The organism is Thermosporothrix sp. COM3 (assembly GCF_059696735.1).
Map to the genome: position 1 here is coordinate 7,204,675 of NZ_AP019376.1, position 26,999 is coordinate 7,231,673.

27 protein-coding genes are annotated in these 26,999 nt (G+C 51.3%); 10 read left to right on the forward strand and 17 right to left on the reverse strand.

Features of this window, described 5'->3' with window-relative positions:
- Positions 1 to 1,062 (reverse strand): helix-turn-helix domain-containing protein, encoded by a 1,062-nt coding sequence (locus KTH_RS30830; protein ID WP_497622721.1) that lies wholly within the window; start codon positions 1,060 to 1,062, stop codon positions 1 to 3.
- Positions 1,063 to 1,303: 241 nt separating this feature from the next.
- Between KTH_RS30830 and KTH_RS30835 the strand changes: the two genes are divergently transcribed.
- From KTH_RS30835 to KTH_RS30845, 3 genes are all read left to right on the forward strand, one after another.
- Positions 1,304 to 2,266, forward strand: coding sequence for a S1C family serine protease (locus KTH_RS30835; protein WP_497622722.1), 963 nt, complete (start codon positions 1,304 to 1,306; stop codon positions 2,264 to 2,266).
- A 64-nt stretch (positions 2,267 to 2,330) separates the two neighbouring features.
- A complete protein-coding gene (locus KTH_RS30840) occupies positions 2,331 to 2,732 on the forward strand; it encodes a hypothetical protein (protein ID WP_497622724.1) in 402 nt (133 codons plus the stop codon).
- A gap of 99 nt (positions 2,733 to 2,831) precedes the next feature.
- Positions 2,832 to 3,839, forward strand: coding sequence for an NAD(P)H-dependent flavin oxidoreductase (locus tag KTH_RS30845; RefSeq protein ID WP_497622726.1), 1,008 nt, complete (start codon positions 2,832 to 2,834; stop codon positions 3,837 to 3,839).
- A 61-nt stretch (positions 3,840 to 3,900) separates the two neighbouring features.
- On the opposite strand, the gene KTH_RS30850 is transcribed toward KTH_RS30845, so the two are convergent.
- Positions 3,901 to 5,337: an acetate--CoA ligase family protein gene (locus KTH_RS30850; protein ID WP_497622728.1), complete on the reverse strand. Its 1,437-nt coding sequence runs from the start codon at positions 5,335 to 5,337 to the stop codon at positions 3,901 to 3,903.
- Positions 5,334 to 6,287 (reverse strand): PAC2 family protein, encoded by a 954-nt coding sequence (locus KTH_RS30855; RefSeq protein WP_497622730.1) that lies wholly within the window; start codon positions 6,285 to 6,287, stop codon positions 5,334 to 5,336. The genes KTH_RS30850 and KTH_RS30855 overlap by 4 nt, the downstream gene beginning before the upstream one ends.
- A gap of 222 nt (positions 6,288 to 6,509) precedes the next feature.
- On the opposite strand from KTH_RS30855, the gene KTH_RS30860 reads away from it, so the two are divergent.
- Together KTH_RS30860 and KTH_RS30865 are read left to right on the forward strand one after the other, a co-directional pair.
- A complete protein-coding gene (locus tag KTH_RS30860) occupies positions 6,510 to 7,424 on the forward strand; it encodes an RluA family pseudouridine synthase (protein WP_497622732.1) in 915 nt (304 codons plus the stop codon).
- A 21-nt stretch (positions 7,425 to 7,445) separates the two neighbouring features.
- Positions 7,446 to 7,982, forward strand: coding sequence for a hypothetical protein (locus KTH_RS30865; protein ID WP_497622734.1), 537 nt, complete (start codon positions 7,446 to 7,448; stop codon positions 7,980 to 7,982).
- A gap of 3 nt (positions 7,983 to 7,985) precedes the next feature.
- On the opposite strand, the gene KTH_RS30870 is transcribed toward KTH_RS30865, so the two are convergent.
- The 5 genes from KTH_RS30870 to KTH_RS30890 form a co-directional block, all read right to left on the reverse strand.
- Positions 7,986 to 8,534, reverse strand: coding sequence for an NUDIX hydrolase (locus KTH_RS30870; protein ID WP_497622735.1), 549 nt, complete (start codon positions 8,532 to 8,534; stop codon positions 7,986 to 7,988).
- A 96-nt stretch (positions 8,535 to 8,630) separates the two neighbouring features.
- Positions 8,631 to 9,686, reverse strand: a complete 1,056-nt coding sequence (locus KTH_RS30875; protein WP_497622737.1) for a DUF4349 domain-containing protein — start codon at positions 9,684 to 9,686, stop codon at positions 8,631 to 8,633.
- A 155-nt stretch (positions 9,687 to 9,841) separates the two neighbouring features.
- Positions 9,842 to 10,714 (reverse strand): SMP-30/gluconolactonase/LRE family protein, encoded by an 873-nt coding sequence (locus tag KTH_RS30880; RefSeq protein WP_497622739.1) that lies wholly within the window; start codon positions 10,712 to 10,714, stop codon positions 9,842 to 9,844.
- Between the two features lie 128 nt (positions 10,715 to 10,842).
- Complete coding sequence (locus KTH_RS30885) at positions 10,843 to 11,745, reverse strand: polysaccharide deacetylase family protein (protein ID WP_497622741.1); 903 nt, start codon at positions 11,743 to 11,745, stop codon at positions 10,843 to 10,845.
- 272 nt (positions 11,746 to 12,017) lie between these two features.
- The gene (locus tag KTH_RS30890; RefSeq protein ID WP_497622743.1) at positions 12,018 to 12,911 is read right to left on the reverse strand and encodes an amidohydrolase family protein; all 894 of its coding nucleotides are present in this window, start codon (positions 12,909 to 12,911) and stop codon (positions 12,018 to 12,020) included.
- 129 nt (positions 12,912 to 13,040) lie between these two features.
- Here KTH_RS30890 and KTH_RS30895 point away from each other — a divergent pair, with 129 nt between their 5' ends.
- The 4 genes from KTH_RS30895 (at position 13,041) to KTH_RS30910 (ending at position 16,838) form a co-directional block, all read left to right on the forward strand.
- Complete coding sequence (locus KTH_RS30895; protein WP_497622745.1) at positions 13,041 to 13,925, forward strand: hypothetical protein; 885 nt, start codon at positions 13,041 to 13,043, stop codon at positions 13,923 to 13,925.
- Positions 13,926 to 14,146: 221 nt separating this feature from the next.
- Positions 14,147 to 14,941, forward strand: coding sequence for an ABC transporter permease (locus KTH_RS30900; RefSeq protein WP_497622747.1), 795 nt, complete (start codon positions 14,147 to 14,149; stop codon positions 14,939 to 14,941).
- Positions 14,942 to 14,950: 9 nt separating this feature from the next.
- Entirely contained in the window at positions 14,951 to 15,769 is an 819-nt protein-coding gene (locus KTH_RS30905; protein WP_497622749.1) for an ABC transporter permease, read from the forward strand.
- Positions 15,770 to 15,794: 25 nt separating this feature from the next.
- Positions 15,795 to 16,838 (forward strand): ABC transporter ATP-binding protein, encoded by a 1,044-nt coding sequence (locus tag KTH_RS30910; protein WP_497622751.1) that lies wholly within the window; start codon positions 15,795 to 15,797, stop codon positions 16,836 to 16,838.
- A gap of 45 nt (positions 16,839 to 16,883) precedes the next feature.
- On the opposite strand, the gene KTH_RS30915 is transcribed toward KTH_RS30910, so the two are convergent.
- On the reverse strand, positions 16,884 to 17,948 hold the full coding sequence (locus KTH_RS30915) for an ABC transporter permease (protein ID WP_497622753.1): 1,065 nt from the start codon (positions 17,946 to 17,948) through the stop codon (positions 16,884 to 16,886).
- A 380-nt stretch (positions 17,949 to 18,328) separates the two neighbouring features.
- Between KTH_RS30915 and KTH_RS30920 the strand changes: the two genes are divergently transcribed.
- Positions 18,329 to 19,111: a hypothetical protein gene (locus tag KTH_RS30920; protein ID WP_497622755.1), complete on the forward strand. Its 783-nt coding sequence runs from the start codon at positions 18,329 to 18,331 to the stop codon at positions 19,109 to 19,111.
- 69 nt (positions 19,112 to 19,180) lie between these two features.
- Here KTH_RS30920 and KTH_RS30925 read toward each other — a convergent pair whose 3' ends face one another.
- The 8 genes from KTH_RS30925 to KTH_RS30960 all read right to left on the reverse strand — a co-directional run bounded on the left by KTH_RS30925 (position 19,181) and on the right by KTH_RS30960 (position 26,941).
- Positions 19,181 to 20,053 (reverse strand): 3-hydroxyacyl-CoA dehydrogenase family protein, encoded by an 873-nt coding sequence (locus KTH_RS30925; RefSeq protein WP_497622757.1) that lies wholly within the window; start codon positions 20,051 to 20,053, stop codon positions 19,181 to 19,183.
- A 106-nt stretch (positions 20,054 to 20,159) separates the two neighbouring features.
- On the reverse strand, positions 20,160 to 20,813 hold the full coding sequence (locus tag KTH_RS30930) for an HIT family protein (protein ID WP_111321616.1): 654 nt from the start codon (positions 20,811 to 20,813) through the stop codon (positions 20,160 to 20,162).
- A gap of 10 nt (positions 20,814 to 20,823) precedes the next feature.
- A complete protein-coding gene (locus KTH_RS30935) occupies positions 20,824 to 21,300 on the reverse strand; it encodes a flavin reductase family protein (protein ID WP_111321614.1) in 477 nt (158 codons plus the stop codon).
- 218 nt (positions 21,301 to 21,518) lie between these two features.
- Positions 21,519 to 21,932 (reverse strand): response regulator, encoded by a 414-nt coding sequence (locus KTH_RS30940; protein ID WP_170142526.1) that lies wholly within the window; start codon positions 21,930 to 21,932, stop codon positions 21,519 to 21,521.
- Positions 21,933 to 22,086: 154 nt separating this feature from the next.
- Positions 22,087 to 23,934, reverse strand: a complete 1,848-nt coding sequence (locus KTH_RS30945; RefSeq protein WP_111321610.1) for a chloride channel protein — start codon at positions 23,932 to 23,934, stop codon at positions 22,087 to 22,089.
- 365 nt (positions 23,935 to 24,299) lie between these two features.
- Positions 24,300 to 24,773 carry a YbaK/EbsC family protein gene (locus tag KTH_RS30950; RefSeq protein WP_111321608.1) on the reverse strand — a complete coding sequence of 158 codons (474 nt, stop codon included), beginning with the start codon at positions 24,771 to 24,773 and terminating at the stop codon, positions 24,300 to 24,302.
- A 198-nt stretch (positions 24,774 to 24,971) separates the two neighbouring features.
- On the reverse strand, positions 24,972 to 26,363 hold the full coding sequence (locus KTH_RS30955; RefSeq protein WP_111321606.1) for a CUAEP/CCAEP-tail radical SAM (seleno)protein: 1,392 nt from the start codon (positions 26,361 to 26,363) through the stop codon (positions 24,972 to 24,974).
- Complete coding sequence (locus KTH_RS30960) at positions 26,360 to 26,941, reverse strand: oxidative damage protection protein (RefSeq protein ID WP_497622760.1); 582 nt, start codon at positions 26,939 to 26,941, stop codon at positions 26,360 to 26,362. The genes KTH_RS30955 and KTH_RS30960 overlap by 4 nt, the downstream gene beginning before the upstream one ends.
- Between the last annotated feature and the right edge of the window lie 58 nt (positions 26,942 to 26,999).

Consider the following 26,999-nt stretch of genomic DNA (forward strand, 5'->3'; position numbering starts at 1 on the left):
CTACCATGTCCAGACTTTGAGATTGCGGAAAAAGCCTTCAGCAGGTGCCTGCATTTCGTTGCCCGCAAAAAGTCCTATTTGTCCATGTGTATATGTGTTGTTCTGAATGGTGGCGAGTTTCTGATGATTGGCATACAGGGAAATCGTCTCCTTGTCGGCGACGACGGCAAGCAGGTTCGTCTGGGCTATACCTGTACGAATCGCTGCCGAGGTTCCCTCTGCCAGCATCGGCGCATGGTCGTCTACTTTATCAATATAGAGTTTGAGTGCATAACGGCCATCTGTATGGATGCGGAAGAGATAGTACTTTGAGTCAATACTGTTCATTGAGCGAAAGATGAGACCGCCATAATCGCCCGAGAGCAGTGTCATCTCGACCTCATAGGCGAAATTCTGATAATTGGTTGCCTGGGCTATGCAGGCATGGAAAAAGCCCTCTAGCGGCTGATAAGAGAAATAAGCCTCTCTACGAAACTGGCAGCTTGCATGGTTTTCATTCCACCCTTCCTGCCAGTTGAGATGCACGTTCTGGGCTGCGAGTGTATCTTCCAGAACGAGGGTGCCTTTTTGCGTATAGGGATTCGGCTGTTGCGCTGTCAGGTAGATACTCCCTGCCCCGATGAGGAGTGAGAGAATAAGCAGAATAGCGGTGAGGAGCAGAAGCTTTCGGGCTTTTTTGTTGGCTGGAGGACGTGTCTCTTCGGGTATATCCAGCGGCCGATTGATAATTTGGGGTGCTACATTTGTTGGTGCTGTCTTGTGAGAGAAGATTGTTTGCTCAATTGGTTTTTGCTCATTAGAAGGGATCTCAATAGTTGTATATGATATGTCTTGCAAGGCTTCTTCTTTGGCTTCAGCTTGAATAAGTCCCATTTCTTGCGCGTTTCTTTCCAGGAGCGCACAGAGCTTTTCCCGGAAAAAGGGAGAGGGAAGGGAAATACCTCGTTCCCATGCACTCACTGTATTTGGGGTTGTTCCCAGTTCTGCGGCCAGTCTTGCCTGTGACCAGCCACGGAGTTCCCGTTCACGACGAAGCTGTTGAGAAAATTGTTGCCGGGACATTGAGTGTAAGACTCCTTCTCTGATTGGCTCTTCTCTTACAACAGAAGAGTGGATAGAATTGGTTGTGTTCCGTTTAAATACATATTATAAGGTATTTCCGATTTGTGGTAGTAGCTTGTTTTTCGGGCTTGCGCATGCTGCTTTGTGATACAATAGAGATCACTTGAGAGAAATAGGAGAGTCATAGCCTCGCACATATCGGTACTGATGATGGTTCCACAAAGAAGGTATGGTACCAGCTATGGCAATCTTCGAGAAAGATACGGAAGCGCTTGACGCTTATTCTCACGCGGTTATCACTGCGGCGGAGCGTGTGGGCCCTGCCGTGGTACGGATAGACGTTGAGCATGAGCGGTACGGGCGGTTTACGGCTCGCCCTGAATATGGGGGCGGCATTGGTTCCGGCTTCATCTATTCCTCAGATGGACAGATCCTCACGAATGCGCACGTGGTCGAATATGCTCGCCGAATTCGGGTGACGCTGGCCGACGGGCGCACCTTTGATGCAGGTCTTGTAGGAAGTGATCCTTCAGTAGATGTTGCGATTCTGCGTATTGGGGCCGATCGGCTTCCCGTTGCTGAACTTGGGAAAGCTCCTTTGCGGGTAGGGCAATTGGTGGTTGCGGTCGGGAATCCCTATGGATTGAACTGGACAGTTACGGCTGGTGTGGTCAGTGCCCTTGATCGCACACTGGATGTACCCGGCAAGTATAAGATGGAACATCTTATTCAAACGGATACCTCTATCAATCCCGGCAATTCCGGCGGCCCGCTGGTTGATAGTCTGGGGCGCGTCGTTGGCATTACGACGGCAATGATGCCGATGGCGCAGGGGCTTGGCTTCTCGGTGCCGTTAGAGACGGTCAAAGATGCGATTGTGCGGATTATGCAGAAGCAGGAGGCAGCGTCGCTATCTGGGGTCTCGCTTGGAGTTGGCGGTATGCGAGTGCTGATTGATGAGGCACTGAGACAAAAGTATCGATTGCGCTCTCGTTATGGTATGGAGATTGTAGAGGTGCGGCGTGAGAGTCCTGCTGAGCGGGCACAATTGAGGCGACGGGATGTGATTGTTTCGGCTGATGAACATGTAGTGGCTGAGCCAAAAGATCTACAGCAGGTCGTTCGCAGTCATGGAGCGGGAGACCGGATCGTGCTTGGCTTCTTGCGTGAGGGGACCTCGCGCAAAGTAACCGCTGTGTTGTAAGCAGTAAGAAGCGATTTATCCAGTAAAAAAGCAAGTAAGAAGGTCGTCATCTCGAAAAAGATCGTTGAAAGACGACCTTCTTTTTTTATTTTTGCATCGCTTCAGCGTCAAAATGAATAGATATGCTGAAATACGAGCCCCTGTAGTTCTGGCTGCGTGCCAGAGGGACGGTGAAATCATGAACTGGCTTGGCTTATTAGGACTGGTAATGCCCGTGTTATTAATCGTGGCTGGTGTGCGATTTAATATGTACTTGCACGCAAAAGGGGCTTTAAAACCAGTTGAACATACTCGCGAGTTGATAGCATTAAGCCAGGAGGTGGTTGCAGAAGAGGAATACTATGACATGCTCGGTTCAGAGGGGAGCATGGCAAAGGTCTATGTCCGCAGGATTACCGTACTGCTTTTCGCTCTGCTGATAGTGATTGTATTGCTTTTTGTACTCGGGCTCGCTCTTCTGATGTAGAAAAAGATAATGCGATTTGAACCACAATTGATTGGTGTGCCTGAAATGTGATAGAACGTTTCAGGCACGTTTTTATTTCAGAAAGAGGTATAGAGAAGAATGGTACAATTGCCCGAACGAATGCAGACGCGCTTTACGGAACTGGTGGGAGTTCGCTATCCCATTGTGCAGGGTGGTCTGGCGCATCTTTCCTTCGCTGAACTGGCGGCCGCAGTTTCCAATGCCGGAGGTCTGGGGCAGATTGGCTGTGCCTGTTTTCAAACGCCACAGGAGTTGCGGGAGAATATTCAGAAAGCTCGCCGTTTGACCAATAAGCCCTTCGGTGTTAATTTTCCGATCGGCCACATTCCTCTGGAACCCTTTCTTGATGCCGCTCTGGAAGAGAAGCCTGCTGTAATCAGCATTACAGGCGGAAACCCTGAGAAACTCCTGAAACGGATACAGCAAAGTGGGGTGATGGTGAAGACAATGGTGCTGGTTGCGGGTGTACGTGCTGCGAAGAAGGCCGAAGCGCTTGGAGCGGATGCTGTGATTGCAGTCGGCTTTGAAGGGGGAGGTCATCTCGGACGTGACGATATCGGTACAATGGTTTTGACGCCACGCGTGATCGAGTCTGTCAGGATTCCGGTGCTGGCAAGTGGTGGTATCGCTGATGGACGTGGGTTGGCTGCTGCGCTGGCTCTGGGAGCTGATGGGGTCGAGCTTGGAACACGCTTTGTGGCGGTACAGGAGAGCAACGCACATCCACACTATCAGCAAGCGCTGATCGAGGCGCAGGAAACCGATACACTGATCATTGAACGAGCGATCGGACGGCCTGCACGAGCACTCAAGGGTACCCGGGTCGAGCAGATTCTTCAGGTTGAAAAGGAGATGGAGCAGGACGCTCTGCCTGCTGAAGAGCGTGTCCAGCGTCTGTTGCCCTATATTCGTGGCTCGGTCAATGTTCGGGCGGCGCTTGCGGGAGCGTTGGATGAAGGGTTTGTCTGGGCGGGACAGGTGACGGGCCTGATCCATGATATACCAACAACGCGAGAGCTGATAGAGCGCATGGTCAGTGAGGCGTATGCTATTACGCGGCGCATACAAGCGACCTTTGAGATATAAAGCAGAAAGCAGAGGAAGGCATGAGCGTGTTCACGCCTCCCTCTGAACGCTGTATGCTTTTTTATGCTTCTTGTTGTTGCTTTTCCAGAAATTGTCCGACTTCGGAGAGCGCGGCCATAGCCCGGCAGGTAATCTCAACGGACTCGTAATAGGGCACGCGTTCTTCGCGCAGAATATGGAGCGCCGGGATATCGTGGCGTGCGTAGATGGTCTGGATCAGGATTGGTTTCTGATACTGGCGAACCAACTCACCGATTGCTCGCGCTGCGGCCTCCTCGCGTGGTCCAAACTCTTCGGAAAGGAGCCAGCGATAGCCTCCGAAGAGGCCCGTAATAATAACGCCATCGATATCAGGATCTTTGACACAGACCTCGGCCAGATGCGCGAAAGAAAGCGGATCCTCATCAGCGGCACCTGCGACATCGACCGGATTGGTAGAGGTAGCGCGGGCGGGCATCAGGGCTCGGAGTTTTTGCTGCGTTTCCTCGCTGAGAATGGGCACTTCCAGTCCGGCGCGGATGACTGCATCGCCGGTCGCGACCGAGCTACCACCCCCATCACCGATAATCGCGATGCGCCGTCCGCCATGTGGCGTGGGGGGCTGTGTTGCTAGCGCCTGAGCGACCGGGAAAAGCTCGTCTGAGCGAATCACGCGCACAACGCCGCTGCCAAGCAGACTGGTATCATGATCCGGACGCACAGTGGCATGTGAACCGGTATGTGCCAGAGCAGCGCGTACACCGACTTCTGTTGCGCCGCTGAGCAGGATCACGACTGGTTTGTAGTGTCCTCGGTCGTACATCTCTTTCGTAACCTGGCGCAACGTCTCTTCCTCAATGGCTTCAACATAGCCCGCGATTACGGTTGTGTTCGGGTCGTCGGCCAGATACTGCATGCACTCAGGGAAATTGACATCAACTGCGTTGCCCAGGCTCAGGAAGGTGGTAAAGCCCAGACCGTCGAGATGGGCCTGTGCGTAGAAATACATTCCCAGGTTTCCGCTCTGTGAGACGAGGCCAATGGGGCCTTCAGGTAGCGGAAAGATCATGCCGAGTGCGTTGACCTTTGACTGATGAACGTACAACCCCATGCAATTGCTGCCGATAATCCGAATGCCGTGCTCACGGCAGCGAGCGACCAGCTTCTGTTCAAGCTCACGCCCTTCGGGGCCGGTTTCGCTAAAGCCTGCTGTAATAATGACGATACCTTTGACGCCATGTGCAATACAATCGTCAACGGCTTGAGGAACATGGGGAAATGCGGTTGCGATGACGGCCAGATCAACAGGTCCTGGAACGTCGAGCAGTGAAGGATAGACTGGACGCCCGAGGATCTCCTTGCTGGTCGGGTTTATCAGATAAATGTCGCCTTGAAAGCCGCCCTGAATCAGTTGTTTGGCGGCAACATGCCCCCATTTCTGGGGAGCGCGGGAGGCTCCCAGAATGGCGACAGAACGCGGATGAAGAATCTCTTTCAGACTGTAGAGCTCTTTATTCATTCGCAATCCTTTTCATCATCATCGTAGTGTTTTTGCGGTTTCTTTTCGCGTTCTTTCCGAAGTAGTTCTTCGATCTCGCGAATAATCAGGTCTGCCTGTGGCAGGGGGCTACTTTCCTCAAGGAAATCTGGTTTGAAAGATATGGATATGGTATCCTCTTCCTCATCCTCATCCATCTGTTCCTCTAGCTGGCGAACGTATTCGCTGGCTTCGGGATCGCTTTCAACCATTTCGGTAACCTGCTGTTCAAAGCGCTCGGCCTCTGCATAGACAACACTCAGGTTCAGATCAAGTTCCAGATACCTGTTCAGGTAGGTGAGCAAGGCCGCGGCGACTTTGATGTTGGGCGCGGTGTCAAGGTAGTTCGGAGCGGCAGCCCAGAAGCTCACAGCGTCGATATTTTCCTGCTGACAGGCTTCATGCAGGACCCCAACAATACCTGTAGGGCCTTCATAATCGGAAGCTGGCAGATCAAACGAGCGAAGTCGCTGCTGAATGGCTGCATCTTCTGAAGAGCCGGTAACAGGAACATTGATAGAATGGGGAATGTCTGCAAGAAGAGCGCCAAGAAACACGATTTCCGACACGTGGAAGTGATGGCAGACCTCCAGGAATGCTTTACTGAACGTCTTCCACTTCAACTGTGGTTCGGGGCCAAGAAAGAGGATGATATCCCGGTCGCGCTCTGGATCACGATGAACGAGAAAACGATGTGTAGGCCAGATCACCTCACGTCGTCCTCTCTCGACGTACTTGAGGGTTGGTCTGGTCTCCGTATAGACAAAAAAGTCCTCGTTCTCTATCTCGGCTATTTTTGTTGGTGCCCAGAGGTTGATGAGATGATTCATTACTGTTGTGGCTGATTCGGCTGCATCATTCCAGCCGCTGAACGCCACAATAGCAATGGGATTTCGCAATGTCGGCTCTTCAAAATAGCGAATTGATGACATGTATTATGACCTCTTTATTTGCTTGCAATAGTGTTTCTTAGCAAATGTTTGTTACCATTCTATCATGCTTGTACATGGAGGAAAATACGGTAGTAGAGATATGCCAGAACCAGGGGCACGCACCTGATTTCTGACCCCGCTTCCCTGCCCTGTTTGGTATACCAGGACTATTGGTTCACTCTCCCTATTGACGCTCTTTTTCTGGAAATCTATACTCAGCTCATGGAAATGGTTCATATCCCGGTAATTTATCAAGATCACTATCTCCTTGCTGTGAATAAACCGGCAGGGCTGGTTATTCATCCGACATATAAGCATGCAGATGGCACGATGTGGGATGCTATCTTAGCACTGCTGGCCTGTCAGGAGCAAGAGAGCTGGACGCCTCCTCGACCGCCAGATAAACCGGAGTGGGCACAAGCGCCGCTTGAGGTGCAGGCTATGCTGCGGCAAAAGATGTATGAGAGGATCGAACGAGAAGAAGGGCTGCTGCCTCGTCCTTGTTTGTTACATCGTCTGGATAAGGATACCTCGGGCGTGGTATTACTGGCTCGTACAGAGCGTTCGCGCCGTTTTCTGGTCAAACAGTTTGAGGAGCGCTCGATTCAGAAGAGCTATCTTGCGGTTGTGTCTCGGGGGGCACCCGAGTGGACGCGCCCTCGAACGGCCTGTACGGTCTCAATCAGCCAGAATAGAGAGCTTGTGCCGTTAGAAGGATCGCCAGATCAGGTGATATGCCAGGGCTGCGAATTTGTGATTCAGGGCCCTCTGGGGCGTGATCCCGAGGATTATCGGCGCTGCGTTGTCATTGAGGGTGGGCAGGACGCGCTGACAGCCTGTACGGTACTGGCTGTTGAGCGTGGCTTTGCGTTGCTGAACGTGCATCCAATCACAGGGAGAACGCATCAGATACGCGCTCATCTCGCGGCAATTGGATGGGCGATTGTCGGCGATCAGCTCTATGCGACGGAGCAGGCTAAACAGCTTGGCCTGACACGTCAGTTCTTACATGCAAGAAGTATCACTGTGAGACATTATCCTGAAAAGCAAGAACGAACCTTTGTTGCACCTTTATCTCTCGATTTGCAGGACTGGTTACAACGGGAGATGCCCGCTGGTTCTAGAGCACTGGAATAGAGGCTGAAAGGAAGAGCGAATATGGAATATCCATCGGCTACGGGGCCGCTGGCAAAGGCCAGTGAAGCAGAGAAACGAAAACGACTCGATGCAATGGTGCAGTTCTGGCAGAATGATACTGAACGACGTTTAACCCGCGAAGGACGTGAGGCGTTTCTGGTGGCGATGGGGCTGAATGAGTATCGCTATTCGGTCTGGCTGCGATTTCCTGAGTGGGAGCGCTCGGTTGTACTCGGGCAGGTGACGACGGTGCGTCAGGAGGCCGGGGAAGAGAAGCCAGTCCTGTTTACACAGTGGAGACAGGAGGCGCTGCTGAAGACAATGCCTGATTGGAAAAAGCGCTTGCCACAGGAGAATGTCTTTAATATCTGTGTTCGTCTGACCCCGGGTGGTCTGGGTGAGGGGAGTAAGTGGGCGATTATGATGCCTCGCGAGATGGTGAGCCGCTATCGACCCGGATGGCCAACCCAGCAGGAATGGGTGGCCTGGACCCGGGAATTCGACTGGGTTGCGGTTGCTGTCGGCTTTATTCGGGCGATGCTTGACGCGCTTGCTTAGACACTAGTCGCAAATGCCGAGTGTTTGTAGCGCGGTTTCCAGGAAAATGCGCTCGTTGGCAGTCAGGGTAAGCTGTTTCACCTCAGCAACAGGGAGGAAATCCGCCCCGAGTTCAAAGCCGTCAACCTCTTTTGCTTCTGGTCTATAGAGCGTTGCCCGGGCACAATAGACGAGTTGCAGGAAGTCAGGATAAGGGTGCTGGTAGTTTTCCGGTCTGGGGGTTATATGGTGAAAATGCTTGACTCCCAGAAGCGAGGGTTGTTGGATCTCCCAACCGGTCTCTTCAAGGAGTTCGCGCCGCAATGACTCTTCCAGACTTTCTCCTTGCTCGCGCCTTCCGCCTGGCTGAATATGCACGTTGAAAGGATCTTTGACGACAAGAACCTGTTCCTCTTGAAAGACGATGCACCGGACCGAGGTTACCAACTCAAGCGGGGGAAGCTCCTGGATCAGATAGCAGTTTAGCTGCATGCGTAGCGGGTGCCATAATGCCTCTTCTTCGCTGATATGCTGCTGTCGCTGAAGGTAGGTTGTGAGTTGCTCTTGTTGCAAAACGGTGTTCTCCTTCTCTTCTTTGTTTTGCCGTATTATAGCAAGAGAAGAGGGCAGGGAGTGGAGGCTGCACGCTCTACTCCCTTGTTTTCGATATTATTTAGTGAGTTCAGCAGGCTGTTTCTCGTTATCGGGCTCTGCTGGCTCGAAGGTATGGGGTTCCACCGGTGCGGTTGTCGCTATCTTGGGAGCGATGGTCTGAACACGTTTTTTCTGGAACATTCGAATCAACCAGACAATGAGCGCGAGCGGAATCAGGTAGATGCTGAAGGCCAGGAGCCAGATGACAATACTGATTAATGTCTGAGCAAATTCCAGAGACGCACTCCATGCCTCCGCGAACACCTCGCCAATATTCCAGGAAGGGGTATCGGGCGTTGTGGGAACTGTTGTGTTTAGAGGTGACAGGGTGATCGTCACTGGATACATTGTCGTTTGCTTGGATAGGGAATCGAGTTGCGTTTGATAGCGCTCGATATCAGTTTCAACCGTTGATAGCTTTTCCTCTATGGCAAGAATATCAGCCATCTCGGTTGCCTGCTTCATTAGTGTGTTCAGGCGGTCCCGCTCAACTTCCAGATTCTTGATTCGGGATTTTAGATCAATTGTGCTATCTGTCACATCTTGAATGGCCTCCTGGAGAGACAGCAGTTGTCCCTGATGTTGTTTGGCATAGTCGGTTAAATAGGCCCGTACTTGTGGGTAGATGTTTGCCTGCACCGAAAAGGTCATTGTGATGACGTATGCAGATGTATATGAGCGTTGATATTGAATGCCTTCGCTGCTGGCTTTAGGATCGGTCTGCATAATCCAGTGCTCCAGCTCTTTTGCTGTCTTCGTTGGGTCCTGAAACTCCATTGAGACATTCAGGCTTTTGATGAGCTGTTGCGGGGTGGTAGTGGATGGGGTGTCTGTCTGCTCTTTTGAGGGCGGCATAGCGTTTTTGCCGTTGGTGTTTGTCAGTGTGGGTTTGCCAGTACTTGAATCGGTCTGGATGCTGGACGGAAGAATAGTAGACTGGATCGTCCGTCCTCTTGAGAGATGATTGATCGTGTTGATAGCAATAACTAGAAGAATCAGGATGAGAAGACTTCCTCCTATCCCGTAGAGAACACGAGCTTTTCTCGTTTTCGGCAACCTGATTTTTTTCATCGTATAGAAACTCCCAAATGTTCAGTCTTGAATGTTGATAAAGCAGATAGAGATATACCTATTTGAGGAGACGATGAAAGCTGGTCAATAGTTCCCGTCTGTGCCGATATATCCAGAGAACAGGACCTTGAGAGAAAGGCCCTGTTGTGTGTGCATTATCCTTTAAAACGGTAGACGGGAAGTCCCCGAATGCCAACCTTCAGACGGAACAGGTCACCGGAGAAGGGGGAACGAGCCAGTTGTTCGGTGGAGAGAGCTTTGCGGGCGGTTGTAATATAGAGCTCATCCATACGTGGGCCGCCGAAGGTGCAGCTTGTAACATGGGGCGCTGGGATCGGGATGATGCGTTCAACCTCGCCATCTGGTGTATAGCGCACGATCTTTGCTCCTCCCCAGTGAGCACACCAGATGCCCCCTTCGCTGTCAACGGTTAACCCGTCGGGGATGGTGCCTGCATCAGTGATAGTTACAAGGGGACGCTCGTTGGAGATGGTGCCGGTGGTGGCATTGAAATCGAATGCGGAAATAGTACGGCGTGGGGAGTCGATAAAATACATGATGGTGTTGTCGGGATTCCAGCCAATCCCGTTGGAGATTCCCAGATTAGTAAGGATTATATGAAGTGAACCATCAGGATCAAGCCGGTAGAGGGTGCCAATATCCTCTTGTTCATATTCATCCATGCTGCCAGCCCAGAAGCGTCCCTGGCAGTCAACAGCTCCATCATTGAAGCGCATATGGGGTTTCTCCGCCTCGGGGTTTATCAGGTGGTGAAGCTGTCGGGTTTGTTCATCCCAGAAAGCGAAGCCCTCCTGCGTCGCCAGAATCAGATTGCCTTGCTCTCGAAATGCCAGTGTCCCGATCTGGGTGCCGACATGGATCTGCTCATAGTGGCCGGTAGCGGGTGTGTAGTGGTAGTAACATTTGTTGACGATATCGACCCAGTACAGGCGCTGTGTGACCTCATTCCAGCGAGGGCCCTCACCAAGGGTATTCTGAAGGGGGAGAAGGTGTTCCAGCTCGCTCATGTGGTTTGCCCTCCTTGAAGCATGTAGTAGATGCCTTTTTATCCTTGTATCTTATCATTTTACAAGAAGGGGAATAAGTGCTGAAAGAAGAGAGACTATCTGTGAAATGATAGTCTCTCAGGATGATCTTATCCCATATGTGAGAGCAGCTCAGGGACAGTGACGAAGCTATAGCCACGCGCCTTTAAGCCCTCAATAATGCGTGGCAGGGCGGCTATTGTTTGCGAGCGCTCTCCGCCAGCGTCATGCATCAGAATGATAGAACCTTTTCCTGCTTCCTGAAAAGCGGTGTTTACGATCGAGTCAACGCCTTTGCGCTGCCAATCGTTGGTATCAACATCCCAGATGATGATTTTTTCGGAAAGGCTGTTTGCTACCTGTACGACGTTATTGTTGTAGCTTCCGTAGGGAGGTCGTACCAGAGTTGGACGCTCACCGATAGTGTTATAGATTAAATCAGATGTATTTTTCAGTTCTTTTTGTAGCTGGTCCATTGAAAGTGTAGTGAGATCGGGGTGGCTCCAGCTATGGCTGGCGACCACATGGCCCGCTTGGTGTTCCTGTCTGACAAGGTCAGGATTCTCCTGTATCATTTGGCCCAGACAGAAAAAAGTCGCTTTAATGTTATAGCGCTTGAGAATCTGAAGGACCTGAGGCGTGTACTGGGGATGGGGGCCATCATCGAATGTCAGAGCGATTTCAAGCCGGTTGCGACTGCCATTGGTAATCACATTGGGAATGTTGCCCGGATTGCCAATCGGCGTTGAATCGCCGGTAATTGTCGGGCTGGGTGTCGGCTCAATGGTTGGTGTTGGAGTGGGTGTAAATACTATTGTTGGTGATGGGCCAGGCGTTGGTGTAATGGTCAGCGCTCTGTTCTTTTCGTCTTCAGCAGCGGCAATACCTGCGGCAAAGGAGCCAACAGCCCAGAGCGAGGCACTAAGTATAGCCAAGAGAATGATTGGAAGATGGAGCTTTTTGTTAAAGCGGAAAGAAGGCTTGTGGTTGTTGTCGCGTCCATGTGCTGACATAAATTGATCTTCCTTCTGACATAGTCTTTTGGAGTTATTGGTAAAATGTATACTTGTTTGAATATATTGATGAAAAACTGAGCCGTTTTGTCGCGACGATTTCGCGTGGTCTCCCCTTTGTAGGATAAGCTGATCTTCTGCAATCCTGCAACAGAATGATCTTTTTGGGCTAGACGTGAGAAGAGGCTATTTTTGGAGGGCGAAAAGTTGTAGGAGGAGGATTCCATAGGGAGAGCAGAGTGAAATCGTGCTCTCTGCTCTCGGGTAACTGTCTACGAAGCTTGAACGGCACTGCTAAATTCCATTTGCGCGACGCGCGTATGTGCTAAGAGCTTCTGGGCATTTTTCCAGAGTAGTTTATCTCGTACTTCAGGCGTGAAGTAGTTCAGTGTATCGAAGTCTTTAAACCAGCGTTGCGGCGTAATAAATGGATAGTCAGAGCCAAAGAGAAAGCGGTCCTGAAGGCGCGTGGCGGCTACTTTAAGCAGCTCTTGTGGGATGCGTTTGGGTACCCATCCAGAAAGGTCATTATACACATTGGTCTTATGTTGCATAATGGCGATCATCTCTTCGTGCCAGGGCCAGGATGGGTGTGCGCCTATAATAATAAGGTCAGGGAAATCGGCGGCAAGTGTATCGAGATAAATCGGGCGGGTGTAGTCAAGCTTAATGCCCATGCCGCCGGGGGTTCCTGCGCCCAGACCGTTCGTCCCTGTATGGAAGAGGGCAGGTATGCGCAACTCTTGAATCTTCTCCATCAGGGGGTAGAACTGTGGATCATTGGGATAGAAGGCCTGTACGCCCGGGTGAAATTTCGCGCCTGCCAGGCCAAGCTCTTTGACGGCCCGCTCTATTTCTTTGATGGCTGCCCTGCCTTTGTGGGGATCGACGCTGGCAAAGCCGATGAACTGATCCGGGTACCGATTAACGATGGCGGCGATATAGTCATTGCCCAGTGGCGGAAGCCCGGTCGCAGTTTCCGCATCCCAGGCAAGGAGTACGCCAATGATATCCTGTTCGGCATAATCAGCCGCGATCTGTTCGATGTCCTTGAGCCGAACTTCGGTGCGAAAATAGCGTTCGGCGGCCTTTGCATAGGGGCCAAGCGTGACCTGCATAAATTCCGTCGTTGGAAGATGTACATGAAAGTCTATAGCCCGAGGCATATATATTCCTCCTGGAAAATAGCCATCTCTGGCGTTCTAACAGGCGCTCATTGACATCACGTTCAGGTAAACTTATACTGGCATCATACGTTAGTAAGCTGCCAGAATGCAAGAGGAGGGGGATTGTTCATGGCGTTTACGCAAGATGAGTTACAGGCGTTTAACACAATACTTGAGCAACGATTGTCTGTTCATCGCCGAGAGCTGGAACATACATTTGATCAGCGCCTCAGTGGGCTTCGACGCGAGCTAGAGCAGCGCTTATCCTCTTTTCAACAAGACATGTATCGCACTCTGACGCAGCGTTTGAACACGCAACAGCATCAATGGAACGAGCAAATGAAGCAGCAGCACACATCCTGGCGGCGAGATATGACGCAGAGTATGGAGCGACAACTAGAACAACAACGACAGCAGTTTCAAGGAACAACGGAAAACGCGCTCGCGGCACAGCTCCTTGCAATCGAGGAGCTTTTTAATCAGCATCTCTCCTCTCACTATGATGGCGAAGGTGAGCATCATGAACACCATGCCACCGATTATGACACGATTGAGGTGCAGACCGAGATACCCTGGGATGATATTGCCGAGGTTGTTGATAAAGTGCTGGAGCGACGACTTTCAACGCTGCATCAGACATTTGAGGGATGGTTCAGAGATGTAGAGAATTATCTGACCATGCAATTCCACAGTATCCGTGAAGATCTACAGCGCGAACAGGCTTCTCCTTTTTCCAGCAGTGCCCAGATCCATGAGCTGTTTCAAAGTATAGAGCAACTTGGACAGATAGTTGAGTCGATGCAGGTAGCGATGAATGCCAATCATGCGTTACTCTCTAATCGCCTGTATTATCATCAGCAGCTCCCGGCAGAGCGGGCGCACCCGAGTAAGAGAATGACGACCCCTCTTCACGAACAGACTCCTCGTGAGCAGCCGCCATCAGTTCCTTTATTAAACTCGCAGCAGGAAGAACCGCAAAAAGGCTCTGATCAGCAAACGCATGAGGCAAAATAATTGACAGCCCATGAGTAGTATGCTATAATCCCAGGTCCTTACCTTTGTTGTGCAATTGAACAGGATGGTTCCTCACTATCCTGTGTTTCCGCATGCCCTCAAAAGATCCATCCACTTAAGTGTTGTCCTGAAATACGCATCTGGAGCACGTTGCCCTCTTCCAGGAGTGCGACAGTGGCTTCTGTTTGCGCATCGAACAAAAAAAGGCAAGGTGAGAGATTATGTTCCCTTTTTATTTCCATGTTGCTCTTGCCTCGTTTCGGAGGCAACTGGCATATCGTTGGGCAAATATTGCGGGTCTGATAACAAATACGTTTTTTGGCTCTCTGTTTAGCTTTGTAATCATCGCACTGCATCATGCCAGGCAATCTGTTGACGGGTATACAGTGACGGATACATTGCGCTATACCTGGCTGGCACAAGCGCTCCTGATGGTCGTTATGCCGTTCGCCTGGTATGACCTCATGAACACCATTCGTACAGGTGAAGTTGTCTCAGATCTGAGTAAGCCGTGTGATTTCTGTTGGTACTGGTTCAGCCGTGAACTGGGACGCAGCCTGTATTACACGCTCTTTCGGGGAGTACCAATTTATATTGCTGGAACATTGTTATTCAATCTCGGTTTCCCTGCCGGGTCTTTGCAGCTGCTGATCTTCGTGCTGGCGTTTCTGCTGGCGATTGTCCTGGGGATAGCCTATCGCTACCTCTACAACATCATTGCGTTCTGGATAGTGGAGGCGCGGGCAATGGTCTGGTTGGCGGTCACGGTGGCGTTATTCTTTGCCGGTTCCTATATCCCGTTGTATTTCCTGCCGGGGTGGCTCTATGGGCTGGCACAAGTCCTCCCCTTTAATGGTCTGATGAACTTTCCAATCCAGGTATTACTGGGCAAGGTGAGCCCCGCACAAATGGGGTGGGCTTTTGTCAGTTTGCTGTGCTGGAGTGTCGGAATGATCCTTGTCATGCGCTTTCTGACAGCGCGTGCTACGCGTCGTGTCATTGTGCAGGGAGGATAGGAGAAGAACATGCTTCAAAATGTGTTTGATGATCTGCGTCTATATGGGCATTTTCTGGAGCTTCAGGTGCGGTCACAGTTTCAGTATAAGCTCAACCTACTTGCTGATATTGGTGCCTACCTGTTGATGACAGGTCTGGAGTTTGTGGCTCTGTTGCTCTACTTTATCCCATTCCCTTCCTTGCTGGATTGGAAAGTAGGTGAGGTCCTTTTGCTCTGTTCTCTTACCTATACCAGTTTCGGACTGGCTGATGTGTTTGGGGAGGGCATTGATCATTTCTCGCTGATCATTCGGCAGGGGTCTTTTGACCGCTTCCTGTTGCGTCCGAATAGCGTTTTCCTTCAGGTGCTTGGAAGCGAGTTCACGCTGCGCAAGTTCGGGCGTGTGACACAGGGCATTCTGGTGTTTTGTCTGGCCCTGGTGCTGCTTCCGCGTAGTCTCTGGACGCTGGATAAAGTGCTTGTGCTGTTTCTGGGCGTTCTAAGCACAGCAACGATTTTTCTAGCGCTTTTTCTTATTGGTGCGGTGATTTGCTTCTGGACGGTGGAAACAACCGAACTTATCAATATGGTGACGCACGGTGGACGTGAGATGATGCAATATCCTCTCACTATATATAATGATCTGTTACAGCGTTTCTTTACGTTTATCGTGCCTATCGCTTTTGGTGCGTACTTTCCGACTTGCTATATTCTAGGGAGACCATTGCCGTTTGGCTTTCCCGCGTTTGTTGCATTTCTTTCTCCAATCTGTGCTGTTGTCTTTGCCTTCCTCTCCTCGCTGCTCTGGCGCATCGGGATTCGCCATTATCAGGGGACAGGAAGTTAGGAAGCTAGAAGGAAGGAACTGTGCTATGTCCGCAATTATCGAGATAGAGCATCTCAGCAAAGTATTTCGGTTGGCAAAGCGCCGCCCGGGCTTTCTGGGTGGATTGAGAAGTATTGTGAATCCGGAGTTGCAACTTGTGCATGCGGTGCAGGGGCTTTCGTTGCGTGTGGAGCGTGGCGAAATGATAGGGCTGATTGGGCCGAACGGTGCTGGAAAGAGTACCTCCATCAAGATGATGACCGGTATTTTGCAGCCGTCAGGTGGCTCGATTCGCGTTGCGGGGCTGGTGCCGATTGAACGAAGGCGTGAACTGGCCGCGAAGATCGGGGTTGTGTTCGGGCAGCGCTCACAGTTGTGGTGGGATCTCCCACTTATTGACTCGCTTCAATTGCTGCGGCATCTCTATCGGGTGCCCGAGACACGATTTAGGACCAATCTGGCACAACTCTGTGAGTTGCTAGATCTGAAGGCATTTCTTGATACGCCGGTGCGTCAGCTTTCTCTAGGGCAGCGTATGCGTGGCGATATCGCGGCAGCGCTATTACATGAACCGGAACTTCTCTATCTGGATGAACCAACGATCGGCCTGGATGTGGTTGCGAAAGCGCGCATCCGGGAGTTCTTGCAGCAGCTCAATACCGAACGCCGTACGACGATTCTATTGACAACGCACGATATGGACGATATCGAGGCGCTCTGTCAGCGTATGGTGATTATCGATCATGGGCATAAGCTGTATGATGGCACGGTTACAGAGATCCGCGATACCTTTGGTAAGGATCGTATGTTGATTGCGGTATTGGAGCAGTCGGCTTTGCAACAGCTTCCTCGCGATGAGGCCGGTGAGGTGCTGCTACCTGATCTGCCAGCGCAGGTGCAGCTGGTCCGCACTGATGGACCGCAGATCTGGTTGCAGTTCCATCGAGATGCGATGCCTGCTCATGAGCTGGTGGCCTGGCTTGGACAGCGGGTGACGTTGCGTGATGTGACCTTTCAAGAGCCAGAGATTGAGTCGATTATTCGACGGATCTATGAGGAAGATCTTTTGTTGCACCAGGTAACTGCCTAGCAGCAATGGTCCCCGGAACAAGACGCGCCGGGGACCATTGCTGGCTTAATCTTTCGAGCGGGGGTCAAAGGCATCACGCATGCCATCACCGATAAATGAGAGACAGAGCACAATAATGGTCAGGACGATGGACGGGAAGAGGACTTCCCAGGGATACGTGTCTACCAGATTGGCGGCATCATTAATCATCAGACCAATGCTGGAACCGGGAGGCTGGACACCCAGACCGAGGAAACTCAGTCCGGCCTCACCAATAATGGTCCCTCCAATGCTCAATGATATCTGAACCAGAATGAGAGAGAAGAGGTTCGGGATGATATGGTGAATAATGGTCTTGCTGCTGGATGCTCCCGAGGCGCGGGCGGCTTCGATAAAGGGCTGTTCTTTAATTTGAAGCGTTTGTCCTCGAACTAGCCGTGCAACCAATGGCCATGATACCAGTGAGAGCGCACAGGAGACCAGAATCAGACGCGCATAGCCGTTGCCGCCAACAAGCGGAACCTTGTCAAAAAAGGTATCCGCCGATGAGCCGAAAATCCCTGTCAGAAGAATGGCAAACAGCAGTCCGGGAAACGCGAACATGATATCAGTAAATCTGGCGAGAATCTGGTCCATCCAGCCACCGAAGTAGCCTGCTAAAGTGCCTACTATCAGGCCCAGAACATCGGTGACAATTTCAACGACAATAGCGACGGCAAAGGAGATAAGCAGGCCCTGCATCAGACGTGCCAGTAAGTCGCGACCAATGCTATCAGTCCCCAGCCAATAATAGGCCGATGGTCCCTGATCCTGATTATCAAGCTCCTGATGATAAGGGTCACGATATTCTTGCGGATGTATCTGTGTGCCGGTCGAGGTGGTCATGACTGGCCCGATATTGCGGTAGATCGGCGGGCCAATCAGAGGGATCAGGAGAAAGAGAATCATGATTGCCAAACAGATCATGGAACGAGTATCACGCCTGAAGCGACGCAGTGATTCTTGCATCGGCGTCGGGGACTTCTTCGGCTCTGGAACTGCTTCGGCGTGTTGTTCTGGCTGTTCAACGTCCTCAGGAAGAGCTGGCCTGGTGCTTTCATCGGGGGAGGAGAGCGTATCTTTTGTATCCATCCTGTGATCTCCTAATCACATTCAACAATATAATAGAACGAAATACAGATTACAGGATCATAAAACAGGCGCACAGAAAATATTTTGTGTACTTTATAATACGATAGAAAAACAGAAAATATCACCCTTTTTAGAAGGAAATGAAAGAATATCTGCTCTCAAATCGGCTTTAGAGGAATGAATGCGTATTGATGCTGAAAGGGGTTGATCAACCCTCTTATAATATGAGAAACACTATCCTTGACCTCGCCAGTAGAAAGCAAGCAAGGGCTGCTACTGGTCAAACCGCGAGGATTGTGCTATGCTTAGATCAAGGACAATGCAAGGGAAGAAGCAGTCCTCGCGGATAGTACACATTTTCTTAGAGGAAAGCGGAGCTTATGGACAGTACTCTTCGAAGTGCTAGTCTCGCAGCAGACGAGGCAAAACAATCCCCCGTAGTTGAACAGGCGGAGGCGACGAGCGCAGAAGAAGAGCATCATATCCATCTTCCCAATCCGAGCCTGTGGCCTCTGATTTTAACGGTGGCCATCTTTATCACCGTCGCTGGCATGCTTGGTTTTCCTGATAGTGCCATTCTGACGTATGTCGGAGCCCCCTTTATCATTGTCGGTATTATGGGGTGGGCACTGGAAGATCCGATGAAAAAGCCAAAAGAGCGCTATAAAGTGGTAGAGACTGCTTCTCGTTTCCAGATTGGACAGGAAGTTGTCGATAAAGATGGAAACTGGCTCGGTAGGGTGGAGGCGCGTTTTAGTCATTATATTCTAGCTGAACGCGGTGATATTGTTGCGAAGGTGCTCTATGTCCCTCATGATGTGATTGAGGAGACAAGCCAGGGTAACACTCTGCGCCTTACTGTGAGCGAAGATGATTTGCTCAAGCGTGGTTTGAACACCGTACCGGATGACCTGTACGATGATGTTGAGGATAGAACGCTACCGGCGTTGAACGGCGTACCTCTCTTTGGTCGTTCTCCGCTATCCCCGGCACAGACAGGCCATTATAACTACGGTCCGAACTATCCTGGTATCAATACTGATGCAAGCGGTTCCTTCCACCCGGAGGAAGTAGCGCCGAAGCCTCAGAAGTTTGTTGGCGAGCGGCGTAAGATTATGCCGAAGAACCCGGGTCGGGTTGCCGCATCTGCTGTGAGTCGCTAGGGTTGGCATAGAGCAAAGCAGAAAGAACAAAAGGGATGAAAGCGTATGCTCTCATCCCTCTTTTTTGTGCTATTTGGTCTCGCTGTAATCGTAGAAGCCTTTACCGCTTTTCCGACCGAGCATTCCGGCATTCACCATACGCCTCAGCAGGGGTGGCGGCGCATAAAGTGGCTCTTTATACTCCTCGTAAATAGCTTCTGCTGCCCACAGGGTGGTGTCCAGCCCTACATAGTCGAGCAGCGTCAGGGGGCCCATTGGGTAGCCACATCCATACTTCATCGCAGTGTCAATGTCTTCCCTGCTTGCCATTCCATTTTCAAGCATCCGAATCGCGGCCAACAGATAGGGAATGAGCAGGAAATTGACAATAAACCCGGCTGTATCTTTCGCCAGCACCGGCGTTTTCCCGAGCGAAATAGCGAATTCACGGACCGTTTCAATGGTCTGCTCGGAGGTGGAGAGTGTTTTGACGATCTCGACCAGTTTCATAACAGGTGCTGGATTGAAGAAGTGAAGTCCGCATACCTGTTCTGGTCTTTTGGTCACAGCGCCCATTTGAGTGATATTGAGCGAAGAGGTGTTGCTCAGGATAAGGGCTTCGGGTTTCAAGATCGCATCAAGCGCAGGGAAGAGCCGCAGCTTCTCCTCCATGTTCTCGATGATTGCTTCTATCACAATATCGCAGTCCGCGAGGTCTTCCAGTCGCACCGTACCATGCAAACGTGCTTTATGTTCGTCGGCCTGGCCCTGGGTGATTTTCCCCTTGTTGACCATCATTTCCCAGGCGGAATGGATGCGCGCGAGTCCTTTATCAAGCAGCTCCTGATTGACCTCACGCACCACTGTTTCATAACCTGATTGCGCACATGTTTGTGCGATGCCGCTTCCCATAAGGCCGCAGCCAATGACACCTACTTTAAAACCTGCTTTACGGATCGCCATTGATCTTTTTGCCTTTCTAAGCACTATTGAACGATTGCATCCTGTGCTCTGCATCCGCAAGAGCTCTCAAGTATTATATCGCATTCTGATGCATCTTTGTACGTTGTTAGCTGATCTGACAACCTGTCTGGAACTGCTTCCAATACAGCCGGGTTTCGGCTATAGCGGGCTGTCCGACGGCAAGCCGTTCCGCTGCCGTATGCCAGCGCGTCTGTCCGGTTTGAGCGGCAACCGAGGGCCAGATGACCTGCCGTGCAATGCGATCATAGATGCCGCGATCTGGCGGAAAGATGAGCCCCTGCTGTTCGGGCTGCGAGGGGCTCTGAAAGTAGAAATAGTGGCCGTGTTGCTGGTACCACTGTCTGACATCATCCTGAGATTTCACTATGTGAACATGAAGTTGCTCGCTTAGATCATAGCGGGCTGGTCCGAGCGGGAAGCAGTGGAGGTGTGCATGAAAGACGGATTGGTGGAAGACACCATGCTCCCAGTATGCGATTTGTTGATAGAAGCATGAAAAGAAGTGTGCAACCTCTTGCTTGAGCTCCTGGAGTTCGTTATCCAGCTCGGCAGGGACCGCTCCATAGCAGCTATAGTGCTTTTTCGGGATAATCAAGAGATGCCCTTTGAGTAGAGGGGCGTGGTCAACCACTATGTAGAACGAGGCACTTTCCCGGAGAATATATCCGCTCAGGTGCTCCTTTTGACAGAATGGACATTGATATGCCGATGCAGCAGAAATGCTGCTCTGTTGTTGCATATAAACTCCTTTAGCCTGCGTGGCGGAAGCCAGTTTCTGTCATTGTCAGTGGCTGTCCCTCAGCAAGGATACCGGTGCCTACAACTTCGGCGATAATCAGGGTTGAGTCGCCAGCCGGTGCGGTATGCCGGACTTCACAGGCAACCCAAGCCAGCGCATCCTTGAGCACCAGATACTGTTCTTCGATCAGTTCATAAGGGATATCTTTCAGCTTGTCGGGGTATTTCAGTGCGGATTTCCCGAGGTTGCCAGCCAGTTCACGCTGTCCCGAACGAAGCACATTCACGGTGAATTTGCGGCTTCGCTGGATCATCGGGAGTGATTTGGCATCATTCTCGACGGAGACCGCGATAAGAGGTGGTTCAAAAGAGACCTGTGTCAGCCAGTTCGCGGTAAACGCGTTTACGTCGTTTCCATCCACGCAGCCTACGGCGTACAAGCCGTAGGTAAACATGCGTAGAACCTGTTTCTTAGTGGATGTGTCCATAAAATTCTCTACCTTCTTCCTTTGAACAACTGCAATGAAAGCATTCCCGCGATTGCAGCCACGGGTATGCCATCAAAACTCTGTTTGAAAACGTTTGAGCGCATTGGAAACAACTCTAGAAACGCTTCTCTTTTATTATACCGTCTCTGTTATACTATATAGTGATATTCCACTTCCACGCCCTCTCTGATAAAGAACTCCCGAGCGGGATGTTGCATTTAGACTGGCTCTTCTAGAAGTTCATGCAGGGTGTGCAAAAGTTCGTCGAGTTCAAAAGGTTTATTGAGGCTGCGTAAATTGCGCCTTTGAATATCCTGTTGTGGGAGTCTGGTGCTTGCGCTGATAAAAATAGCGGGCAACACGTCGATGCCCATAGACGAACAGAGCATATCATAAAGTTCCAGGCCATTAATGCCCGGGAGCTGATAGTCTAAAAGGAAAAGATCGCAGGGTTGATCCTGTAATATGCGCAACGCCTCGAAGGCGTCTTGTGCGTAGAAGGCTTCGTATGGCGTTTCTTCCGCGATGGCTTGAACTAACCAGGAGCCAATGTCTAGATCATCATCGACCACTAAGATCGTCTTCGTTGCGACCTTGTCCCCTTCCGAGGAGTGTATTGACTGTTCAATCACGATACTCTTTCTCTCCTTACTTTTCGGAGATAGTTTGATTGAGAAGAAGTTTTCCCCTACCTAGTACGTATTCATGGGTTTATGAGTTTCATGGTTTCATTATCTCACAAAATCAGGAGAAAGGGAGGGACATTTCAGACCCTCCCTTATCCTCTTATTTAACCGGTACTCTGGTTCGAGAGGAAAACAGAGTATGAATCTGGAAGATACGCTCACGTTGTCGCTCTTCATGCAGGTTGCGTGAACGCGCTTTCAACAGATCGCTCAGCGCAACGATGCCTACCAATATATCAGGGTGGGCTCGTTCCACCACAGGGAAGCGGGTATGTCCGGTCTGGGCCATACGATAGGCTACTGTGCGCAGGTTTTCATCAGTATAGGCGACAATGGGGTTCGTCTTCAGATAGGTCGAAAGGGGATGCGTGCCTATGGCAGGCACCTCATCGATCAGCCGGGTAAGATCGTTGCGTGTGAGAACGCCCTGAATATGCTTCTGCTCATCAATGACCGGGAAGAGCAGTTGTTTCCCCTGCTTGAGTTGCTTGCTGTTGAGTAGCTGTATCAGGTTATCTCGTGTCACCTGTGTTGGCAGCGCGATAATGTTGGTGCGCATGACCTCTCGTACAAACAGGATTTCCAGGGGATCGATCGCGTATTCGTTGCTGAGGTGGTAGCCCCGGCGGCTGATCTTTTCGGTTAGAATCGAGCGGCGCATCAGGAGAACGGTGCAGCCATACGAGAGCATGCAGGTGATCAGCAACGGAACCAGCGCGTTGAGATCATGGGTCAGCTCAAGCGCAAAGATGACTCCCGTCAAGGGGGCGCGCATTGTACCACTCAGCATCGCCCCCATGGCAAGGAGGGCCCAGAAGCCGCCGCCTTGATGAGGGAAGATGAAGCTTTCGAGACCTCCCAGGGCACACCCGACCATCAGCAGCGGTGCCAGCACGCCGCCCGAGGTTCCCGAGCCAAGCGCGATCGCCCAGATCAACAGTTTCACAATCAGGATACCGAAGAGCAGCGTCAGAGTCGTGTTTCCCTGAAGTATGGTTCCGATATTGTCATATCCAACGCCCAGGGCTGGCGGGAAAATCAGGCCGCCGACGCCGACCGCGATCGCTCCTATGGCTGGCCACCACATCCAATGAAGCGGTAAGCGGTGGAACAGGTCCTCGAAGGCATAGACAAGGATGGTTGCAAGGCAGGAAAGCAGCCCTGCCAGAACTCCTGTCGCAATGCAGGCCAGTAGTGCCCAGAAATCGAGGGCCGCAGGATGAGCCGGGACCGGGAAGAGCGGGCCAGCGCCCAGGAAGTAGTAGCGTAGAAAGCCCGCAGTCACGCTTGCCAGCGCGACAGGAATCAGGCTGCGTGGTTTCCATTCAAACAGCAATAATTCCACGGCGAGCAGTACTGCGGCAACGGGTGCGTCGAAGGTTGCCGACATTCCAGCGGCGGCCCCGGCAACCAGCATGATTTTTCTTTCGGCACTCGAAAAATGGAAGAATTGGGCGATCATCGAGCCGAATGCTCCACCTGTCATGATGATTGGCCCTTCCGCGCCAAAGGGGCCACCGGAGCCGATAGAAATGGCTGCTGACACAGGTTTCAGCAGTGCTACTTTGGGATCGACTTTGCTTCCATTTACGAGAATAGCTTCGATCGCTTCGGGGATGCCATGCCCACGAATGCGCTCCGAACCATACCGGGCCATCAGACCGATCAGCAATGCACCTACTACAGGAACAATCACCACAAAGATACCCAGATGATTGGTAGCAGGGGAAACATCCTCAATACTGAAGCGCTGAAAGAAGAAGAGATTGGTAAAGAAGCGAATCAGGGTTAATAGAACAAGGGCAATAAAAGTGCTGAAGATGCCAATAACGATAGCAAGGATTGAAAGCCAGATCACCCTGGGCGTAGCAGTAAAATCTCCCAGTTTCTCCTCATTCTTGAGGGTATTGGGAGCCTTCCGAAACGTTTGCCAAACAGTGGCTAACAAATTAATTTCCTCCTTTTCAACTTCACATTCCACTTGGCATAATGTGGAGAACAAAATACCCTGAGGTAAGTAGCGGTATATTTATATATTAAGAATAGCATATTTATAACGGTTTTTGTTGGGAACAATATTACTTAGAGAGGCAATTCAAAACTGAAGAGGGAATTATGATTTATTATTCATAAAGAGGTAAAATCGTATCCTCATTTTTTTATGAGCTCAATGTGAAGTCCAGAGGTAAAATCTCCTTCTGTGTTCTGAGAGGGAGAAACATGTTTTCTCGTCTCATCATAAATAGAGCGTTTCTGGAGGTTTTTCAGCGGTAGCGGACCCAAAAATCGGCCCCGGAGGGCCGATGTGGCGTGCTATTTGATTGTGACGACCTGGCCATCTGTCATCGTCTGTAGATCATGTGGGGTGAGTTTGAAAATAGAGGTGGGTGTTCCAGCGGCGGCCCAGATCTCGCTATATTGAAGGAGATCTTCGTCAATAAATGTGCGAATAGGCTCTTTATGACCGATGGGAGCAACGCCACCAATCACAAACCCGGTGCGTTCGCGCACAAAGGTTGCGTCCGCTTTCGCGATTGGCTCGCCTACAAGCTGACTGATTCTGGCCTCGTTGACGCGGTTGGACCCGCTAGCAACGACAAGAATGGGGCTATTGCTGTCGGTTGCCCGAAAGATCAGCGATTTGACAATCTGCTCTACGCCACAGCCAACAGCCTGAGCAGCCTCTTTCGCGGTGCGTGTAGGTGTCGAGAGCTCGATGACAGTGCAATCAAAGCCGCGCCTGTGAAGCTCTTCCTGTACTCTTCTGGCAGTGGGGCTTGTTGTCATGAATAAGGCTCCTTGTGGTACATTGTGCAAACATTGAGCGAGTATCAAGAAAGGAGGTATGTATGCGGGAATCCCGGGATGTTCCCGGTTCCCTGATAACAGAGAGAACATCTCTACTATCAGGGAAACGAGAAAGATAGAAAAGGGTAACAATGAGATTTAGCGTGTGGAACCCAACTGGTCCCGCGTCGGCTCTGCTCAACAGAACCACGATTCGGTCAGATGCGGCAAGACTTCGCGTTTCTGATAGTGCTGTACCGCGTCTGCAACCGAGAATGGCTGATCCTGCATTGCCAGTGCCAGTGCTTTGACCTGGAAGAACGTCTCAACCGGGTCTGCTTTGCACTGTTCACCCTCTTCTACCAGGTGTGCAACCTGCTTTTGAAGCAGATCCATACGTGGGTCTGGATGTTGCCAGCGATAGGTATAGTCGGCTGCATCCAGCTTCCCTAGCCATTCGTTGCGGTCAGGGGCATCCAAAATGGCGGAACCCGGTGGAATAAGCAGGCGAATGGAGAGATGGACAGGGTCAAGATGTTCAATGTAGCCTCGATCCTCAAAAAACTGGAGTAGAGCAAGATAGCTCTCCAGTGTCTCCCAGGGAGAGAAGGGAAGCAGAGAGGGTCGGAGTGCCACGCCCACCTGATCCATAATATCGCAGATGGTTGCGACATCTTCGGCGGTGTGTCCCTTCTTCAGCCGTTGGAGTACAAGATCATTGAGCGACTCGACCGCTGAAACGACGAAGGCGCAGCCTAGCTCACGCATCTCCGGGAGCAGGTGCTGATGTTTTAGTAGATGCTCAATTTTAATGGTAGCATCAAAAGTCAGCTCCGGGAATTCCCGGTGCATGGAGCGTAAGATACGCATTGCGTGAGTCGGGCCGTTCCAGAAATCGGGATCGCCGAACGTGATGTGCTGTGCTCCTTGCTCAACCTGAGCACGGATGTCATTTAACACGATTGGGACCGGAACGGCAAAGAAGCGACCGTTATAGACAGGCGTTAGTGGGCAGTGGGTGCAGGTGTGCTTACAGCCACGTGTCGTCTCGGTGTAGCCTGCTAGCCTGATCTCATCGCCCCATTGTAGCCGAGCATAGCTCGTAAGTGGGGGGAGCTGTTGTCGCTCGGGTATAATAAAGGGTGTTCGTGCTATCCACGGGCCGCTGCTTGCTTCCCTGCTGTAGACTCCAGGAATCTCAAGCGTTGAGCCCTGTTCCTGTGCCTGAATCAGGTTGAGTAGTGGCGTTTCATATTCGCCTCCAATTGCCGCATCGATAGTTCCTTGCAGTAGATGCTCGGCATTGAGAAGCGCGTAGAGCCCATAGAGGCAGATAAATGCCTGTGGATTCACCGCTCTGATGCGTCGGGCCAGTTGTTCACCCAGACGCAAAGCTGTATGCATCGGTACAGAGATGGCGATGAAACGAGCACGCTTGATTGCCTCATCTGTGAGCGATTCTACGGCAGTATCGACGGCTACAGGGGCGTAGCCTGCCTGCCGTAAGATCGCTGAGAGTGAGGCGAGGTGAAATGGTTGATGGCCCAGTTCATAGCACGAGAGAAGTAGGATATTGCCTTGTTGTTTCATTTCTTCCTTGCGACGCCACCCCCGCCCTTGCGCTGTGGTCCAGCTCCTGCCGCTTCGGGTGTCCAACCTTCTGGCATGCGAGCATCCTGACCAAAGAAGAACTCTTCCATCTGTTCGCGCAGGATCTTGCGGGCTTCGGGGTCGGCCATATTCAGTCCATAATGGTTGATAATAAGGACGCTTTGGGCTGGCCACATCTCCCAGGCCTGCTTGGAGATACTTTCATAGATCCGTTGTCCAAGCGGTCCCGGGAATGGCGGCTTCTCTAAGCCGGGAAGCTCACGCTGCAATTTCGCACAGTAGACCAGCCTTTGACCCGGCTCTTGTTGCTGCGTTGATCTGGCTTCATCGCCAAAAAAGAATTTTTCCATTTCCTTGCGCAGGATCTTGCGGGCTTCAGGGTCAGCCATATTCAGGCCCCGCTCATTAATAATCTGCATGCTCTGTGCTGGCCACATACGCCAGGCTTGTTGAGAGATATGTTCATAAATGCGCTGCCCTAGCTCGCCGGGAAAAGGTGGCTTTTCCAGGCCAGGGAGCTCTTGTTTTAGTTTGACACAATAGACCGTTCGTGGCATGATGGAACTCCTGATACGTTGGATAAGCGAATCCGCCTTAAAGTGATACTACAAGATG